The organism is Streptomyces sp. NPDC097981 (genome assembly GCF_040302565.1).
Taxonomy (GTDB): domain Bacteria; phylum Actinomycetota; class Actinomycetes; order Streptomycetales; family Streptomycetaceae; genus Streptomyces.
Genome location: NZ_JBEORW010000008.1, coordinates 57,740 through 72,498 on the forward strand (window position 1 = coordinate 57,740; position 14,759 = coordinate 72,498).

Consider the following 14,759-nt stretch of genomic DNA (forward strand, 5'->3'; position numbering starts at 1 on the left):
GTGGCGCGGGTCGCGGTTCAGGTCAGGTACTGGTACGGGATGCCTGTGCTGCTGCCTGCAGGAGTGTGCACGACGACTGTCGCGGTGCCGGGTGCCCCGCCGGGGGCGACGGCGGTGATCTGGGTGTCGGAGACCGCGGTGAAGGACGCCGGTACGGCGCCGAAGAGCACTTGGTCGGCGTAGGTCAGGCCGCTGCCGGTGATGGTGACGGTGTTCCCGCCGAGGGCCGGGCCCTGTGCCGGGTTGAGGCTGCTGACGTTCGGAGCTGCGAGGTAGGTGTAATAGGCGCTTCCCAGCCCCGGCATGCTGGTGCCGCCCGGCGTGGTGACGGTGACGGTCACCGAGCCCGATCCACTGGGGGCGACGGCGGTGATCTGGCTGTCGGAGACAATGCTGATGCCGGTGGCCGTACCGGTTCCGAATCGGACGGCGCTGGTGAGAGTCAGGCCGCTGCCGGTGATGGTGACGGTGTTTCCCCCGGCGAGCGGGCCCTGGTTGGGGCTGAGCAGGGTGATGGCCGGATTCGGGATGTAGTAGTAGGGCAGCGGAGTGCTGGCGCCGCCCGCCGTGGTGACCGTGACATCGGCGGGGGCGGCCGCCGCTGCCGACGGCACGGTGACGGTGACCTGGGTCGAGGTGTTGCCGGTGATGGCGGCCGGACTCGTACCGAACTGCACTGCGGTGGCCCCTGCGAGGCTGGTGCCGGCGATGGTTACGGTGTTCGCCCCTGCGGTCGGACCCTGGTCGGGTGCCAGAGAGCTGATCACTGGGGTGGGGACGAAGGTGTAGGCGACACCGTTGCTGACACCCGCGGTGGTGCTGACCGTGACGTTGACCGTTCCGGTGCCCGCCGGCGAGATCGCGGTGATCTTGGTGCTGCTGATCAGATAGAAGGGGGTCGAGACCGTCCCGAACTTCACCCCCGTGACTCCGGTGAACCCACTCCCGTTGATCGTCACTGTCGCGCCTCCAGCAGCCGGTCCGCTGTTGGGGACGACGCTGGTCACTACTGGGGCCATGACCCGTCCTTTCCGCGCTCATCAGGGTGCTGGGCCCGGGCTGACACCTGTCGGCCCGGGCACAGCGGTTTCATGCCCGGCGCGCCTCTGGACGTGCCGGGGTGTGGGCGGTGTGGTGATGACTCATTGCTCCTGAGCCGGGCCGAGGGATCAGACGACGGTGAACACGTCGCCGGCGACGACCGCGGTCGTGCCGCCGGGAGTGGTGGCCTGGACGTCGTAGGTGCCCGCGGCGAGTCCGGAGGGCAGGTCGACCAGCAGGCTGGTGGCTGAGGCGCTGGAGAAGGTCGCCTGGGTCGCGGTACCTCCGCCGGTGGGCGTGAAGGTCACGCTGCTGACGCCCACCAGGTTGGTGCCGGTGACGGTGACGCTGGTGGGGGCCGATCCCGACGTGGGAGACAGGCTGGTGACCGTCGGGACGGCGTAGTAGGTGTACTGGGTCGCGGCGCCGAGCGGAACGCTGGTGCCTCCGGCGGTGGTGACGGTGCAGTCCACCGTGTCGGTGCTGGCAGCGCCGAAGGAGCCGTGCGCGGGACAGGTGACCGTCAGTTCGGTGTCCGACACCACGGTCAGCGATGTGCCTGCACCGACGGCGCCGAAGGTCACCCCGGTCGCGGTCAGCAGGCCGCTGCCGAAGACACTCACCGATGTGGCTGCCGCCGGACCGGTGTTGGAGACGACGGCGGTCGGCAGCGGGGGGGTGATGTAGAAGAACGAGAGCGAGTTGCTGGTCGTTGTTCCCGCGGTGACGCTGACGTTGACCTGGCCACCGCACAGCACCGGGATCACGACGGTGACGGTGGTGCTGCTGACTGTGGCCGGGCTGACCGACTTCGTTCCGAAGTTCACCTTGGTCGTGTTCGCCAGGCCCGTGCCCGTGAGGGTCAGAGTCTGCCCGTTGTGGCTCTGGGTGGGGGACAGGGAGGTGAGGGTTGCCATGACGGATCTCCTTGCGTTCGTGGTGCTCCAGCGGCAGGCGTGCGACTGCCTGGCCGTCAGTGGTACGAGTCCACGACTTGCGTGTATCCCGGGCTTGCCGGTGGGCGATGCTGACGTGTGTCACGAAGCCGTCGGACGTTGCACGGCGGAACGGTCCCGCATCTCACGAGGATGGTCACCCTGCCCTGACGCAGAGGGCCGGCCATCCGGTTCGAAGCGTTGGCCCGGTCGACTGATCCGGGCGGTCCGTCTCGCTTGATGTCAATGCAATCCGATGGACGCCAGAACCGAAAGAGTGGAACTGGAGCACTCGGTGACTAGTGCAATTATCACAATGACTGCAAATGCACTTTCTTTCACACCGGAGTGCGCCCTAATTGACGACTTCCGAAGGATTAACTCTCAGACGTGAATAACCAGTACCGTAACGTTTCCGCGCTGTGCGGGTCGGGCCTTCATGTGACGCGGAGGCCGCGCCGGTGGCAGACGCCAGGAGTCTGAGGCCGGGCCGTCGGCCCGGCCGGGACGGTGAACAGCAGCTTCAGCGGAGCCGCCACAGAATGCGGCGCAGGTCCCGCAGTGCCTTCTCGGACGGCCGGCGCGGACACAACTTCCCCAGCCCGGCGGTGAGTTTGTCCCACACCCGCAACTGCCCAAGGCAGGGACCTTGGTCGGCTTCCTTGTTCTACCCAGGGCCCGCCCACTTGACCTGCGACTCCCCAGATCGGTTCGATCCTTTTAACAGAGGTGCCGTCACGTTATCGAGCCGGACCTGATGGGTTTCCTACTGGATTATGCAGCGAACATGCCGGGCGGTGAAGTACGACGCGTTCGGCGCTGCCGCCGCCCGCGCCTGGGCCGAGCTGCGTCGCGTACAACGACGAGTACGCGGTGCTGCTGATGCGCGCCCTGCCGCACGAGGGCCTGCGGATCCCCGGGGACGTCGCGGGCATGGGCGCGGACGACCTGTTCATCGGCAGGATGCTGCGGCCCCGGCAGGGCACGGTGCAGATCGGGCTGCCCACCGGGGGCCCCTTGGCCACGCTGTGGACCGGTCGGTGCGCGCGCGAGCCGTCCGGGATCACGCAGCGGCACGACCTGACGGCCGCCGCGGCCATCCACCGGGAGTCGACCTGACGGCAGTCTCGTGACGGTCCGCGCCCGGCCGGCCGAGGCCGTCCGCCCCTGGCCGACCGAGGGTCGTTGACAGGCGGTGACCTGCGGACGGAGACTGCGGGCGCGCCCCACCGGGCGCGCCCGGCGCCGTACCGGGCGCCGACCACGGCACCGACCCGGCGCCGCCCGTACGGATCCGCCCAGGAGAGCCCCCATGAGCAGCCGCACCGTCCGCGACGTGTACGTCGTCGACGCTGTCCGCACCCCGATCGGCAAGTTCGGCGGCGCCTACGCCGGAGTCCGCCCGGACGACCTCGCCGCGCACGTCGTGCGCGCGCTGGTGGACCGTACGCCCGACCTCGACCCCGGCCGGATCGACGACGTGGTCTTCGGCGACGCCAACGGCGCGGGCGAGGACAACCGCGACGTGGCACGGATGGCGGTGCTGCTTGCCGGGCTCCCGGTGTCGGTCCCCGGGGTCACCGTGAACCGGCTCTGCGGTTCGGGGCTCGAAGCGGTGATCCAGGCCGCCCGGGCGATCGCGCTGGGTGACGCCTCCGTCGCGATCGCGGGCGGCGTGGAGTCCATGAGCCGCGCCCCCTGGGTGGTGCAGAAGCCCGAAAGGCCCTTCCCGGCCGCCCACCAGCAGATGTGGTCCACCACCCTCGGCTGGCGGATGACCAACCCGCGCATGCCCGCGGAATGGACGGGCTCGCTCGGCGAGGGCGCCGAACTGATCGCGGAGAAGCACGGCATCACCCGCGAAGCCCAGGACCTGTTCGCCCTGGAGAGCCACCGCAAGGCCGCGGACGCCTGGGCCGCAGGGCTGTACACCGACGAGGTCGTCCCGTACCCCGGCGTGGACCTCGTACGCGACGAATGCATCCGGGAGGGCTCCACCCCCGAGGCGCTGGCCCGCCTGAAGCCCGCATTCCGGACAGACGGCACGGGTACGGTCACGGCCGCGAACGCCTCCCCGCTCAACGACGGCGCGGCGGCGCTGCTGCTGACGGACGAGGAGGGGCTGGCGGCCACCGGCCGGGAGCCGCTCGCCCGGATCAGCGCCTCTGCCGTCACCGGCATCGAGCCGCAGCTCTTCGGCCTGGGCCCGGTCGACGCCGTGCAGCGGGCGCTCGCCAAGGCGGGCCGCAGCCTGCCGGACCTCTCCGTCCTTGAGCTCAACGAGGCTTTCGCGGCACAGGCGTTGGGTTGCCTGGCGGCCTGGCCCGAGCTGGACCCGACGGTGGTCAACCCGCGCGGCGGCGCCATCGCGATCGGTCACCCGCTGGGTGCTTCCGGGGCCCGGTTGGCCGGCTCGGTGGCGCACCAGCTGGCCGTGGCCGGCTCGGGTACCGGCATGGCGACGCTGTGCATCGGCGTCGGCCAGGGCATCGCGCTCGTCCTGGAGCGCTGACGGGTCCGAACACGCCCACCCCGCCGGGCCGTCGACGGCCGTCGATCGTTTCCGGTCACGACGGACCGTCAACTACCCGATAACTGCCCGATAACCGAAGAGATGTGGTGCCTCCGGTCTGGCACGATGGCGCGTGCTGCCGCCCCCTGCCCCGCCCATCCCCACCGGAGGCCCCGCGCCATGCCGCTCCTCGAACCGACGCTCTGGCAGGACGGACCGACCCTCACCGGAGGCGCCGCCCCGGTCGTCGAACCCGCCACCGGCCGCACCCTGGCCACCCTCGCACTGTCCGCCCCCGCCGATGTTGCGGAGGCCGCCGTGCGGGCCCGGTCCGCCCAGCAGGATTGGGCGCGGGCCACGCACATGGAGCGGGCCGCCGTCCTGCGCCGCGCCGGCGACCTGTTCACCGCCCACGCCGCGGAGCTGCGGGACTGGCTGGTGCGGGAGTCCGGCTCCATACCCGGCAAGGCCGATTTCGAGCTGCACGTCGCCGCGCAGGAGTGCTACGAGGCGGCCGCGCTGGCCTCCCGCCCGGCCGGCCAGGTGCTGCCGAGCGAGGCGCCGCGCCTGTCCTTCACCCGCCGGGTACCGGCCGGGGTGGTGGGCGTGGTGGCTCCGTTCAACGCGCCGCTGATCCTGGCGATCCGCTCGGTCGCGCCGGCCCTCGCCCTCGGCAACGCGGTGCTGCTCAAGCCGGACCGGCGGACCGCCGTGTGCGGCGGCCTCGCGCTCGACGCCGTCTTCGCCGCCGCCGGGCTGCCGGACGGACTGCTCCACGTGCTGCCCGGGGGCGCGGAGACCGGGGCGGCGGTGGTCGCCGATCCGCTGGTGCGCGTGGTCTCGTTCACCGGGTCCACGGCCGCGGGACGGCTCGTCGGTGAACTGGCGGGCCGTCATCTCAAGCGGGCGCACCTGGAGTTGGGCGGGAACTCCGCGCTCGTCGTACTGGAGGACGCCGATGTCGAGGCCGCCGTCGCCCAGGCATCCTGGGGTTCGTTCTTCCACCAGGGCCAGATCTGCATGACGGCCGGCCGGCACCTCGTGCACGCCTCGCTGTACGAGGAGTACGTCGAGCGGCTCGCCGCGCGGGCCGAGGCGCTGGTGGTGGGGGACCCGTACCGCGAGCGGGTGCACCTGGGGCCGCTGATCGACCGCGGCCAGCTGGAACGGGTCCACGCCCTGGTCGAGGCCGGCGCCGAGCAGGGGGCCAAGCTCGTCACCGGCGGCACCCACGAGGGCCTGTTCTACCGGCCGACCGTGCTGGCGGGCGTCTGCGACGACACACCCGCCTACGCGCAGGAGGTCTTCGGCCCGGTGGCGCCCGTACGGCCCTTCGCGACGGAGGAGGAGGCGGTGGCCCTGGCTTCGGCCGGCCCGTACGGCCTCTCCCTCGGGATCGTCACCCGGGACGCGGCACGCGGACTCGACCTGGCGGGGCGGATCCCGACCGGGATCGCGCACGTGAACGATCAGACGGTGAACGACGAGGCGGTCGCCCCCTTCGGCGGGGTCGGAGCCTCCGGCACCGGAGCCCGGTTCGGCGGCGAGGCGAACCTGGACGCCTTCACGGAGCTGCGCTGGACCACGGTCCGCTCGACCCCGGCGGGGCACCCCTTCTGAACGGTCGGCGCAGCTGCCGGAATGCACGGGCCGTGCCGATCGTTCAGGTGCATACAAGGCAATCAGGAGGTCTGGACACCGTGGCTACTGTCGAGCTCACCAAGGAGAACTTCGACCGGACGGTCAGCGAGAACCCGTTCGTGCTGATCGATTTCTGGGCGGGCTGGTGCCGGCCCTGCCTCCAGTTCGCCCCGGTCTACGAGAAGGCCTCGGAGGCCCACTCCGACCTGGTCTTCGCCAAGGTGGACACGGAGGCGCAGCAGGAGCTGGCCGCCGCTTTCCAGATCACCTCGATTCCGACGCTGATGATCGTCCGGGACCAGGTTGCGATCTTCGCGCAGCCCGGTGCGCTGCCGGAGGCCGCGCTGACGGACCTCATCGGGCAGGCGCGGGCACTGGACATGGACGAGGTGCGCGCGAAGATCGCCGCGTCGCAGCGGGAGGGCGGGGCGGGCCCGGCGGATTCCACCGGTACGGCGGAGGCCTGAGCCCGGTCCCCTCCGGCCGGCACCGGGCGGAGGGAACCCGTCTCCCGTTCCGCCGCCGCGCGTCTCCCGCGCCGCCCGTCGTCCGCACGTAAGGTGACAGGGACATGAGCCCCTGGAGCCCCGGAAGGTGACTGTGTCGGTAGCGGTGGAGTACGACGTCGTGGTGCTCGGCGGGGGCCCGGCCGGCGAGAACATCGTTGACCGGACCCGCGCCGCCGGACTGAGCACGGCCCTGGTGGAGGCCGAACTCATCGGCGGGGAGTGCTCGTACTGGGCTTGCATCCCGAGCAAGGCGCTGCTGCGCCCCGTGCTGGCCAGGGCCGACGCCCGCCGGGTGCCCGGCCTCGCGGGCTCCGTCGGGGGGCCGCTCGACGCGGCGGCCGTGTTCGCGCACCGCGACTACTGGACGGGTGACTGGAAGGACGGCGGCCAGGTCGACTGGCTGGATTCGATCGGCGCCCACGTCTACCGCGGCCACGGGCGCCTGTACGGCGTCCGCAAGGTGGCCGTCACCAGCCCCGAGGGGGAGCATCACGTGCTCTCCGCCCGGCACGCGGTGGTCGTCGCCACCGGCACCCGGGCCGTGGTCCCGGACGTGCCGGGGCTCGCCGGGGCGCGGCCGTGGACCAGCCGCGAGGCCACCTCCGCCCGGCAGGTGCCGGGCCGGCTGCTGATCGTGGGCGGCTCGGTGGTGGCCGCCGAGATGGCCACGGCCTGGCAGGCCCTCGGTTCCGCGGTGACGGTCCTGGTACGCGGCTCCCGGCTGCTGCCGCGGATGGAGCCCTTCGCCGGCGAACTGGTGGCCGACGCACTGCGCGAGGCCGGCGCGGTGGTCCGTACGGGCGTGAGCGTCGAAGCGGTCGTACGGGACGGTTCGACCGGGCCCGTCCGGGTCGTACTGGAGGGTGGCGAGTTCCTTGAGGGTGACGAGCTGCTGATGGCGACGGGCCGCTCGCCGCACACCGAGGACATCGGGCTGGAGACCGTCGGGCTGACGCCCGGCGACTGGATTCCGGTCGACGACAGCTGCCGGGTCCAGGGCCACGACTGGCTGTACGCCGTGGGCGATGTGAACCACCGCGCGCTGCTGACCCACCAGGGCAAGTACCAGGCCCGGATCGCCGGGGCGGCCATCGCCGCCCGAGCGGCGGGCAGCCCCGCGCTCGACACCGGCCGCTGGGGTGCCCACGCGGCGACCGCCGATACGCAGGCGCTGCCGCAGGCGGTGTTCACCGATCCGGAGGCGGCGGCGGTGGGCCTCACCCTCGCGGAGGCCGAGCGGGCCGGCCACCGGGTCCGCGCCGTCGACCACGACCTGGGCAAGGTCTCGGGCGCGGGCCTGTACGCCGACGGGTACCGCGGCCGGGCCCGGATGGTCGTCGACCTGGACCGGGAGGTGATCCTCGGGGCCACCTTCGTCGGCCCGGGTGCGGCCGAGCTCCTGCACGCGGCCACGATCGCGGTCGCGGGGGAGGTCCCGATCGAGCGGCTGTGGCACGCGGTCCCGGCCTTCCCGACGATCAGTGAGATCTGGCTCAGGCTGCTGGAGGCGTACCGGGGATAGCGGAGTCCGGGACGCCGGCCCGCCGGTAGCTGCCGCCGTCCCGGGTGCGGGTCAGCAGGCCCGAGGTGATCAGGTACCGCCGCAGCGCGGAGCAGTCCTCGTGCACGGTGCGCAGCGCGTCGTTCACCTCGGGCTCCGTGTACGCCCGGTCCTGTACGAAGAGGGTCTCGGCGAGGTGGGCGAGGAGCTGCTCGCGGCGGGCGGCCTTGCGCGGGATCGCGGTGAGCCGCCCACCGGAGAAGAGGTCGGCGACACTGCGCGGCGTACTCGGTTCCGTAGCCGGCTTCGCGGTCTGGGGTGAAGGGGTCTTCTGGGACATGCCGGCGAGCCTGTCCGACCGCCCGCACCCGCGGCAACGGATTTTCCCGTCGATGCCGGGCAGTGCGTCAGGCGAGTGGCGTACCCTGCGCGTTGACGAGAACCCAGTGCCCGCCGCGCCCGTCGTGGCCGCCGACGCCGGCGTCGGTGGTGAAGACGTGCGTGTAGCGGCTGCGGGCGGCGAAGGGCGCCCCGTCGAAGCTGCCCGTCATGGTGGTGCGGCCGACGGCCACCGCCGTCGTGCCGAAGAACCGTACCTCCGGTGCCTCGCCGTCCGGATCCACGGCGTCGATCGCGTCGAACACCAGGCGCCGCGAGGCGATCAGCGGTACCAGGCCCGCCTTCGGGACCACGGAGCCGGTCAGCACGTCGACGAGGACGAACCGCTCGTGCAGCAACCGGTCCAGTGCCGTGCCGTCGGCGCGGACCAGCGCCTCGAAGAACCGGACGTCGGCCTCCCTGACCGCCCTGACTTCCGTCTCGTCCATCGCCTGTGCTCCGTTCACCGAGGTCCGGCGGCCGGTCGTCTCACCGGCCTCGCACAGGAACGTAGACGTTGACGCCGACGGCAAGGCCAGTCCACCGATGCGAAGGCCCGCCGGCCCGGATCGCTCCGGGCCGACGGCCCTCCCCGTACGCGGGCCGCCGCCGGTCAGGGGCCGACGGTGATCTGCTGTGACGGGTCGGTCGTGTCGGTGACCTTGTACACGGCGTTGAAGGCGGACGAGGTCGCACTGGTCGGGCAGCCGAACCCGCCGGTGACCGTGACCGGCACGGAGGCATTGGCGAAGGTCAGGCTCGGCGGGGCGCCGTTCACCCAGCTCGCGGCGACGTTCGCCGGGGCGGACGGCGCCGCGGTGACCGTACAGGTGGCCAGGCCGGTCGTGTGCACGACGAGCCCGCCGACCGGGACGGTCATGGTCGCGGTGATCGGGGAGCCGTCCTGCATCGACACCGACCAGGAACCGCTGGTGGTGACCGTCGGGGTCACCCCCGGGATGCCGGACGTGCACGAGCTGTACGTCGGCGGCGAGATCGGCGACGAGACGGGCCCGTCGGCGTTGTGGTTCCCGGGGGCGGCAGGGACGGTGCCGGTGGAGACGGAGACCGTACAGGTCACCGTCACCGAACCGGCCTTGAGGGTGGCCTTCCCGCTGAGGGTGGCCTTGAAGGAGTCTCCGGCCGGGGTGACGGTCGTCGACCCGGCCAGCGGTAAGGGCGCGGCGGTGGCGGTGACCGAGGCCACCGACAGCGCTCCGGCGGCGGCCAGGCCGAGGGCGAGCGCGGTACGCGTGCGGCTCATGGCTGTGCTCCTTGGGGATCGGGGTGCCCAGTGGTGCCGGTTGGAGTGGGGGACTGGGTGGGTGCGGCGGACTGTGGCGGTACGGGGGACTGCGGCGCGGCGGGCTGCGCTTCGGGGGAGGGGCGCGGGGCGGCGTGCGGCTGCCAGGCGAACATCAGCCCGCCGCCGAGGATCCCGAGCAGGGTGCCGATCAGGAACCCGCCGAGGTTCGACAGGACCAGCGCGGCGGTGGCGATGAGCGTGGTGAGGACGCCGGCGAGGCTCCGCTGCGCGGGCGAGAACCAGGCGGTCAGGCCGAGCACGATCATGACGATGCCCATCAGCACGGACGGGATGCCCGCGATGCCCTGCTGGAGCATCACCTTCAGCGGTGCCAGGGGGAGGGCGCAGATCTCGGCCCCGGCGAGGACGGCGAAGAGACCTCCCCAGAACGGCCTGCCCCGTCGCCACCGTCGCCACCGCTGCCAAGGGCTCAGAAGCATTCCTTCTTGCCCTTGCTGATGTTCATGCTGAGTCCGGAGAGCTTGAAGGTGCCCGCGTTCGTCGCCCACGCCGTCTGCTGGAGATCGGTGATGCTGACGGTGTCCGCCTGCTGGGCGAACAGGTCCTGCATGCCCACGGCCTCCGTCGGCCCCTTGTCGAGGGTGGAGGCGTCGCGGCCGATCTCGATGTTGGTGAAGACGGCGTTGCCGGAGAGCTGGGTGGCGTCGACGAACAGGTTGCTCGCCTCGACGGGGCTCTTCTTCCCGGCGGTGAGGTTCAGCGAGATGTCGCCGACGACCGGGAGCGTGGTCACGACCGACTGGCAGAGGCTGTGGAGCTTCGCCTCCTTGATGGCGGTGACCGCCACCGGGACGAGCTCCTCGCGGGCGTTGACGTCGATGCTGCCGTACTGGGCGAAGCCCTCGCCCTCCAGGCTCGTCGCGGACACCTTGAACTGCTGGCCCGAAACGGCGAAGGAGGCGGCGAGGGCGCCTTGTGCGAGGGCGATGCCGAGGCCTGCGGTCACGGCGACGGCGGGGACGGTCAGGACGGCGAAGCGGCGCCAGTGGACGCGGCCGCCTCCCTCGTCGTCTCTGCCGGACGGGGCGGGGGAATCCGATAAATCGGGGGAATCTGCCATGAGATCATCCCTTATTTCGGCTGTGCACCGTTGTTACCGACGAGTTGAATGTAAGAGTGCCAATGGGGGTTGGCAAGGTTGTTCGAGCGTGCCATTCAGGCCGACTCCTACCGGCCGGTCACTGCTCCGTGCGCAGCAGTTCGGCGACCTCCGCCTCCACCCGCCGGGCCATCGCCCGGGCGAACTCCGCGGCCACGACCTCGCCCGCCACGGGACGCAGCGCCGCCGCCGCGTCCGAGACGTGATCCAGTTGCGTGGCCGAAAGGCTCTCCAGCCCGTCCGGGCCGATCACATGCCGCCGGAACAGTCCGACGAACCGGTCGGCGAGCGCGGCCGCCTGAATCTGTACGAAGTCCCCCGCATCGAGGATCTCCGCGAGGGGCACCCCCTGCCGCACGAGGGTGAGCGTCGCCTCCAGCAGCCGCCGGCTCTGGTGCGTGACCCGGTCGCCCTCGATCGTCACGTACCCCAGCTCCGCGGCCCGCCGGGTGTCCTCGGCCGTCGCCGCCGGACCGAACAGCTCGCGCAGCTCGGCCAGGGTCATCGTGACCGGCTCCTCCTGGACCCAGTCACGGGTCATCGCGCGTTCCAGGCCCAGCAGTTGGGACAGGCCTCCGCCCGCCTCCCAGGCGTGCAGCAGCTCGGCGATCCCGTTGACGCTGTACCCCCGCCCCAGGAGATCGCTGATCAGCCGCAGCCGGGTCAGGTGGTCCGCGGAGTACCAGGCGATCCGGCCCTCGCGGCGCGGCGGCGGCAGCAGCCCGCGCTCCTGGTAGTAGCGCAGGTTGCGCACCTTGACGCCGGCCGCGAGGGCCAGTTCCTCCCGGCGGTAGCGCTCCCCGTCCGTGCCTTCGTCATCTCGCACCAGGCTGCTCACGCGGCCGAGTGTAGGACGTACCCGCGGGTCTGACGGCGGGTCTGCCGACGGGTGTACCGGCAGGTCACGCGGTGCGCGGCCGCTCGTCCCGCTTGACCGCCCGCAGCACCACGAACTTCGGTTCGCTCGCGACGACTTCACTGTTGCCGAAGAGGCGCTGCAGGTGGGTGTGGTAACCCATGTGGCGGTTGGCGACCACCCACAGCTCACCGCCCGGACGCAGCACCTTGCGCGACTGCGCGAACATGCGCAGCGCCGTCGCGTCCGACGTCGCCTGGTGGGAGTGGAACGGCGGGTTGCACAGCACCAGGTCGACCGAGGCGGGGTCCAGCATGGCCACGCCGTCGCCTACGAGGAAGTCGGCCCGCTCGCGCTCGTGGTGGACGTTGGCGCGGAACGTGGCCTTGGCCGACGCGACCGCCTGGTACGACTCGTCGGTGAACACGACCTCGGCGCGGGGGTCCGCGACGGCGATCGCCGTGCCGATGATGCCGTTGCCGCAGCCGAGGTCCACGACGCGGGCGCCGTTCGTGTTGTTCGGGATGCTCTGCAGGAAGAAGCGGGTGCCGATGTCGAGCCGGTCGGCGCAGAAGATCCCGGCGTGGTTGACGGCGGTCAGGCCGGCGCCCGAACCCGCGTCCTCGTCCAGCGTGTACGTCACCGGCCACGGGTCGACGGCCCGCGTCGGCGTGGCGCCGGGCGTGCAGAAGATCAGCCGGGCCTTCTTCTCGGCCAGCGAGGTCCTGGTCGGGCCGAGAATCCGCTCGAAGAGCTTCAGTGTGGAGGTGTGGATCTCCTTGACCATGCCGGTGCCCACGATGACCGTGCCCGCGTGCACGTGCGGGGCCAGCCGGTACAGCTGGTCCTCCAGCAGCGCCAGGCTCTTCGGCACCCGGACCAGGAGTACGTCGATCCGCTCGGGCGGCGTGTCCTGCGTGGTCAGCAGCCGCACCGTGGCCTTGGCGGTGCCGATGCCGGCGCGGTCCAGGTTCGCCGCGGTGCCGGCCCGGGACAGGTAGGAGTCGGTGATCTGCGTCGGGCGGTACGCGGCCAGTGCCGTCGTCAGCGCCCCCCAGCGGTCCCCGAGGATGGTGATCTGCCCGGCGCCGGCCAGGTCCACCGGGCCGTGTTCCCCCGTACCGGAGTCGAGGTGGCGCAGCAGGTACTCGTCGGCGGCGTCCCAGGCGCGGAGCCGGTCGCGCGGGTCTTCGGGGAAGCGGGTGAGCTCGTAGGAGCCGAAAGGCGTGGTCAGACGGTTCATCGTGCCCCCAGGCTATCCGAGGCGGCCGCCCGCCCCCGCACGCGGCGCCGCGTCGTGACCGCCGCGGCGCCGCGTCCACGCGGGGCGGGGCGCCGCCCTCCGTGGGCCTACTCGGGGAATTCACCCGCCATGGCCCTGGCGAGCCGCAGGTACGGAGCCGCCTCGGCGGCCCGGCCCCGGCGCTCCAGCGTCCGGCCCAGCATCAGCTGCGCGTAGTCCTCCACCGGCCAGCGCTCCAGAATGGCGCGGAGCTCGTGCTCGGCACGGGAGAGCTGGGCGGAGTGGTAGTAGGCGCGGGCCAGCAGCAGCCGGGGCGCCAGCTGCTCGGGGACCTCGGCGGCCAGCGCGTCCAGGATGCGTGCGGCCGTCGCGTACTCCTTCGCGTCGAAGAAGAGCCGGGCGCGCGCCCAGCGCTCGGCTGCCGTCCCGTGCTCGAAGTACGTCGTCGGCGCGTTCATCGCGTCCCTTCCGCCGTTCAGGTGCTGTATACGCCTCTCCAACACGTGACGGGAGCCGCACATTCCACCGAACGCGGCGCCGGGGGCGGTACTAAGTTGTGCGGTATGAGCAATCTCGATCGCCAGCCCGCTCTCTCCGCCTGCGGCGGCCGCGGCTTCGTCGTGGCCGAGCCCGTGCGCGAGCTCCTCAGCCCGCGCACGGTCAAGCTCGGGGAGTCCACCGAGGTCCGCCGACTCCTGCCGAACCTGGGCCGCCGCATGGTGGGCGCCTGGTGCTTCGTCGACCACTACGGCCCGGACGACATCGCCGGCGAGCCCGGCATGCAGGTCGCCCCGCACCCCCACTCCGGGCTCCAGACCGTGAGCTGGCTCCACGACGGCGAGGTGCTGCACCGGGACAGCGTCGGCAGCCTGGAGACGATCCGCCCGCGCGAGCTCGGCCTGATGACCTCCGGCCGCGGCATCAGCCACTCCGAGGAGAGCCCCCGCTCGCACGGCCGCATCCTGCACGGGGCCCAGCTGTGGGTGGCCCTCCCGGAGGCCCACCGCTTTGTGGAACCCCATTTCCAGCACCACGCGGAGCTCCCGCACGTGACCGCCCCGGGCCTGACCGCGACGGTCATCCTGGGCACCCTGGACACGGCGACCTCGCCGGGCACGGCGTACAGCCCGATCGTCGGCGCCGACCTCGCCCTCGCGGCGGGCACGGAGACCAGGCTCCCGCTCGACCCGGACTTCGAGTACGCGGTCCTGTCGATGTCGGGGGAGGCCCACGTGGACGGCGTCCCGGTCCTCCCGGGCTCGATGCTCTACCTCGGCTGCGGCCGCACGGAACTCCCCCTCCGCGCGGCTTCGGACGCCGGCCTGATGCTGCTGGGCGGCGAGCCGTTCGAGGAGGAGATCGTGATGTTCTGGAACTGGATCGGACGGTCACACGATGATATCGCCCAGGCCCGCGAAGACTGGATGAACGGGACGCGATTCGGCGAGGTGAAGGGCTACGACGGCCCTCCGATTCCTGCCCCAGAGCTTCCCCCGGCCCACCTGAAGCCCAGGGGAAGAGTGCGTTGACCTGCTGTTTTGTAGGAGGCTGGGCCGGGTGTGGTGTTCGTGCCCGGCCCTCCGTTTTTCATCTCGGCAGGGAGGTCGTCCGACGCGGTGGGGGAACCTCCGGCGCATGCGGTCGGGTCTCATATGTTGCAGGGTGTAACCGAGTTTGGTCGGACGGATGCTGACCTTTTGCTGACTTTACTGACGAG

Annotated in this window: 16 protein-coding genes and 1 pseudogene; 6 read left to right on the forward strand and 11 right to left on the reverse strand. The window is 71.8% G+C overall.

What is annotated here, in order from left to right:
• Positions 1–17: 17 nt before the first annotated feature.
• The 3 genes and pseudogenes from ABTY04_RS10290 to ABTY04_RS10300 form a co-directional block, all read right to left on the reverse strand.
• Positions 18–1,019, reverse strand: coding sequence for an IPT/TIG domain-containing protein (locus ABTY04_RS10290; protein ID WP_352212920.1), 1,002 nt, complete (start codon positions 1,017–1,019; stop codon positions 18–20).
• Between the two features lie 150 nt (positions 1,020–1,169).
• Complete coding sequence (locus ABTY04_RS10295; RefSeq protein ID WP_352212921.1) at positions 1,170–1,958, reverse strand: IPT/TIG domain-containing protein; 789 nt, start codon at positions 1,956–1,958, stop codon at positions 1,170–1,172.
• Between the two features lie 476 nt (positions 1,959–2,434).
• Positions 2,435–2,622: pseudogene (locus tag ABTY04_RS10300) on the reverse strand (transposase domain-containing protein); the annotation flags it as partial.
• A gap of 173 nt (positions 2,623–2,795) precedes the next feature.
• Between ABTY04_RS10300 and ABTY04_RS10305 the strand changes: the two are divergent.
• From ABTY04_RS10305 to ABTY04_RS10325, 5 genes are all read left to right on the forward strand, one after another.
• Positions 2,796–3,095 (forward strand): substrate-binding domain-containing protein, encoded by a 300-nt coding sequence (locus ABTY04_RS10305; protein WP_352213049.1) that lies wholly within the window; start codon positions 2,796–2,798, stop codon positions 3,093–3,095.
• 193 nt (positions 3,096–3,288) lie between these two features.
• A complete protein-coding gene (locus ABTY04_RS10310; RefSeq protein ID WP_352212922.1) occupies positions 3,289–4,488 on the forward strand; it encodes a thiolase family protein in 1,200 nt (399 codons plus the stop codon).
• A 180-nt stretch (positions 4,489–4,668) separates the two neighbouring features.
• Positions 4,669–6,108 (forward strand): aldehyde dehydrogenase family protein, encoded by a 1,440-nt coding sequence (locus ABTY04_RS10315; RefSeq protein ID WP_352212923.1) that lies wholly within the window; start codon positions 4,669–4,671, stop codon positions 6,106–6,108.
• 80 nt (positions 6,109–6,188) lie between these two features.
• The gene (locus ABTY04_RS10320; protein WP_352212924.1) at positions 6,189–6,596 is read left to right on the forward strand and encodes a thioredoxin family protein; all 408 of its coding nucleotides are present in this window, start codon (positions 6,189–6,191) and stop codon (positions 6,594–6,596) included.
• 133 nt (positions 6,597–6,729) lie between these two features.
• Positions 6,730–8,160: a dihydrolipoyl dehydrogenase family protein gene (locus ABTY04_RS10325; RefSeq protein ID WP_352213050.1), complete on the forward strand. Its 1,431-nt coding sequence runs from the start codon at positions 6,730–6,732 to the stop codon at positions 8,158–8,160.
• Here ABTY04_RS10325 and ABTY04_RS10330 read toward each other — a convergent pair.
• The 8 genes from ABTY04_RS10330 to ABTY04_RS10365 form a co-directional block, all read right to left on the reverse strand.
• Entirely contained in the window at positions 8,132–8,479 is a 348-nt protein-coding gene (locus tag ABTY04_RS10330; protein WP_352212925.1) for a DUF2087 domain-containing protein, read from the reverse strand. The genes ABTY04_RS10325 and ABTY04_RS10330 overlap by 29 nt on opposite strands.
• 67 nt (positions 8,480–8,546) lie before the next feature.
• Entirely contained in the window at positions 8,547–8,966 is a 420-nt protein-coding gene (locus ABTY04_RS10335; protein ID WP_352212926.1) for a nuclear transport factor 2 family protein, read from the reverse strand.
• Between the two features lie 164 nt (positions 8,967–9,130).
• Positions 9,131–9,781, reverse strand: coding sequence for a hypothetical protein (locus ABTY04_RS10340; RefSeq protein WP_352212927.1), 651 nt, complete (start codon positions 9,779–9,781; stop codon positions 9,131–9,133).
• Positions 9,778–10,263 carry a DUF6114 domain-containing protein gene (locus ABTY04_RS10345; protein ID WP_352212928.1) on the reverse strand — a complete coding sequence of 162 codons (486 nt, stop codon included), beginning with the start codon at positions 10,261–10,263 and terminating at the stop codon, positions 9,778–9,780. The genes ABTY04_RS10340 and ABTY04_RS10345 overlap by 4 nt, the downstream gene beginning before the upstream one ends.
• A complete protein-coding gene (locus tag ABTY04_RS10350) occupies positions 10,254–10,904 on the reverse strand; it encodes a DUF6230 family protein (protein ID WP_502996605.1) in 651 nt (216 codons plus the stop codon). Before ABTY04_RS10350 ends, ABTY04_RS10345 begins: the two co-directional genes overlap by 10 nt.
• A gap of 118 nt (positions 10,905–11,022) precedes the next feature.
• Complete coding sequence (locus tag ABTY04_RS10355) at positions 11,023–11,781, reverse strand: MerR family transcriptional regulator (RefSeq protein ID WP_352212929.1); 759 nt, start codon at positions 11,779–11,781, stop codon at positions 11,023–11,025.
• A gap of 64 nt (positions 11,782–11,845) precedes the next feature.
• The gene (locus ABTY04_RS10360; RefSeq protein WP_352213052.1) at positions 11,846–13,033 is read right to left on the reverse strand and encodes a methyltransferase; all 1,188 of its coding nucleotides are present in this window, start codon (positions 13,031–13,033) and stop codon (positions 11,846–11,848) included.
• Between the two features lie 116 nt (positions 13,034–13,149).
• Positions 13,150–13,500 (reverse strand): tetratricopeptide repeat protein, encoded by a 351-nt coding sequence (locus ABTY04_RS10365; RefSeq protein WP_352212930.1) that lies wholly within the window; start codon positions 13,498–13,500, stop codon positions 13,150–13,152.
• A gap of 105 nt (positions 13,501–13,605) precedes the next feature.
• Here ABTY04_RS10365 and ABTY04_RS10370 point away from each other — a divergent pair, with 105 nt between their 5' ends.
• A complete protein-coding gene (locus tag ABTY04_RS10370) occupies positions 13,606–14,571 on the forward strand; it encodes a pirin family protein (RefSeq protein WP_352212931.1) in 966 nt (321 codons plus the stop codon).
• The last annotated feature ends 188 nt before the right edge of the window (positions 14,572–14,759 follow it).

Coding starts and splice junctions, on each gene's coding strand:
- ABTY04_RS10290 (WP_352212920.1), bottom strand. CDS start 1,019: ATGGCCCCAGTAGTGACCAGCGTCGTCCCCAACAGCGGACCGGCTGCT.
- ABTY04_RS10295 (WP_352212921.1), bottom strand. CDS start 1,958: ATGGCAACCCTCACCTCCCTGTCCCCCACCCAGAGCCACAACGGGCAG.
- ABTY04_RS10310 (WP_352212922.1), top strand. CDS start 3,289: ATGAGCAGCCGCACCGTCCGCGACGTGTACGTCGTCGACGCTGTCCGC.
- ABTY04_RS10315 (WP_352212923.1), top strand. CDS start 4,669: ATGCCGCTCCTCGAACCGACGCTCTGGCAGGACGGACCGACCCTCACC.
- ABTY04_RS10330 (WP_352212925.1), bottom strand. CDS start 8,479: ATGTCCCAGAAGACCCCTTCACCCCAGACCGCGAAGCCGGCTACGGAA.
- ABTY04_RS10335 (WP_352212926.1), bottom strand. CDS start 8,966: ATGGACGAGACGGAAGTCAGGGCGGTCAGGGAGGCCGACGTCCGGTTC.
- ABTY04_RS10340 (WP_352212927.1), bottom strand. CDS start 9,781: ATGAGCCGCACGCGTACCGCGCTCGCCCTCGGCCTGGCCGCCGCCGGA.
- ABTY04_RS10345 (WP_352212928.1), bottom strand. CDS start 10,263: ATGCTTCTGAGCCCTTGGCAGCGGTGGCGACGGTGGCGACGGGGCAGG.
- ABTY04_RS10350 (WP_502996605.1), bottom strand. CDS start 10,904: ATGGCAGATTCCCCCGATTTATCGGATTCCCCCGCCCCGTCCGGCAGA.
- ABTY04_RS10365 (WP_352212930.1), bottom strand. CDS start 13,500: ATGAACGCGCCGACGACGTACTTCGAGCACGGGACGGCAGCCGAGCGC.
- ABTY04_RS10370 (WP_352212931.1), top strand. CDS start 13,606: ATGAGCAATCTCGATCGCCAGCCCGCTCTCTCCGCCTGCGGCGGCCGC.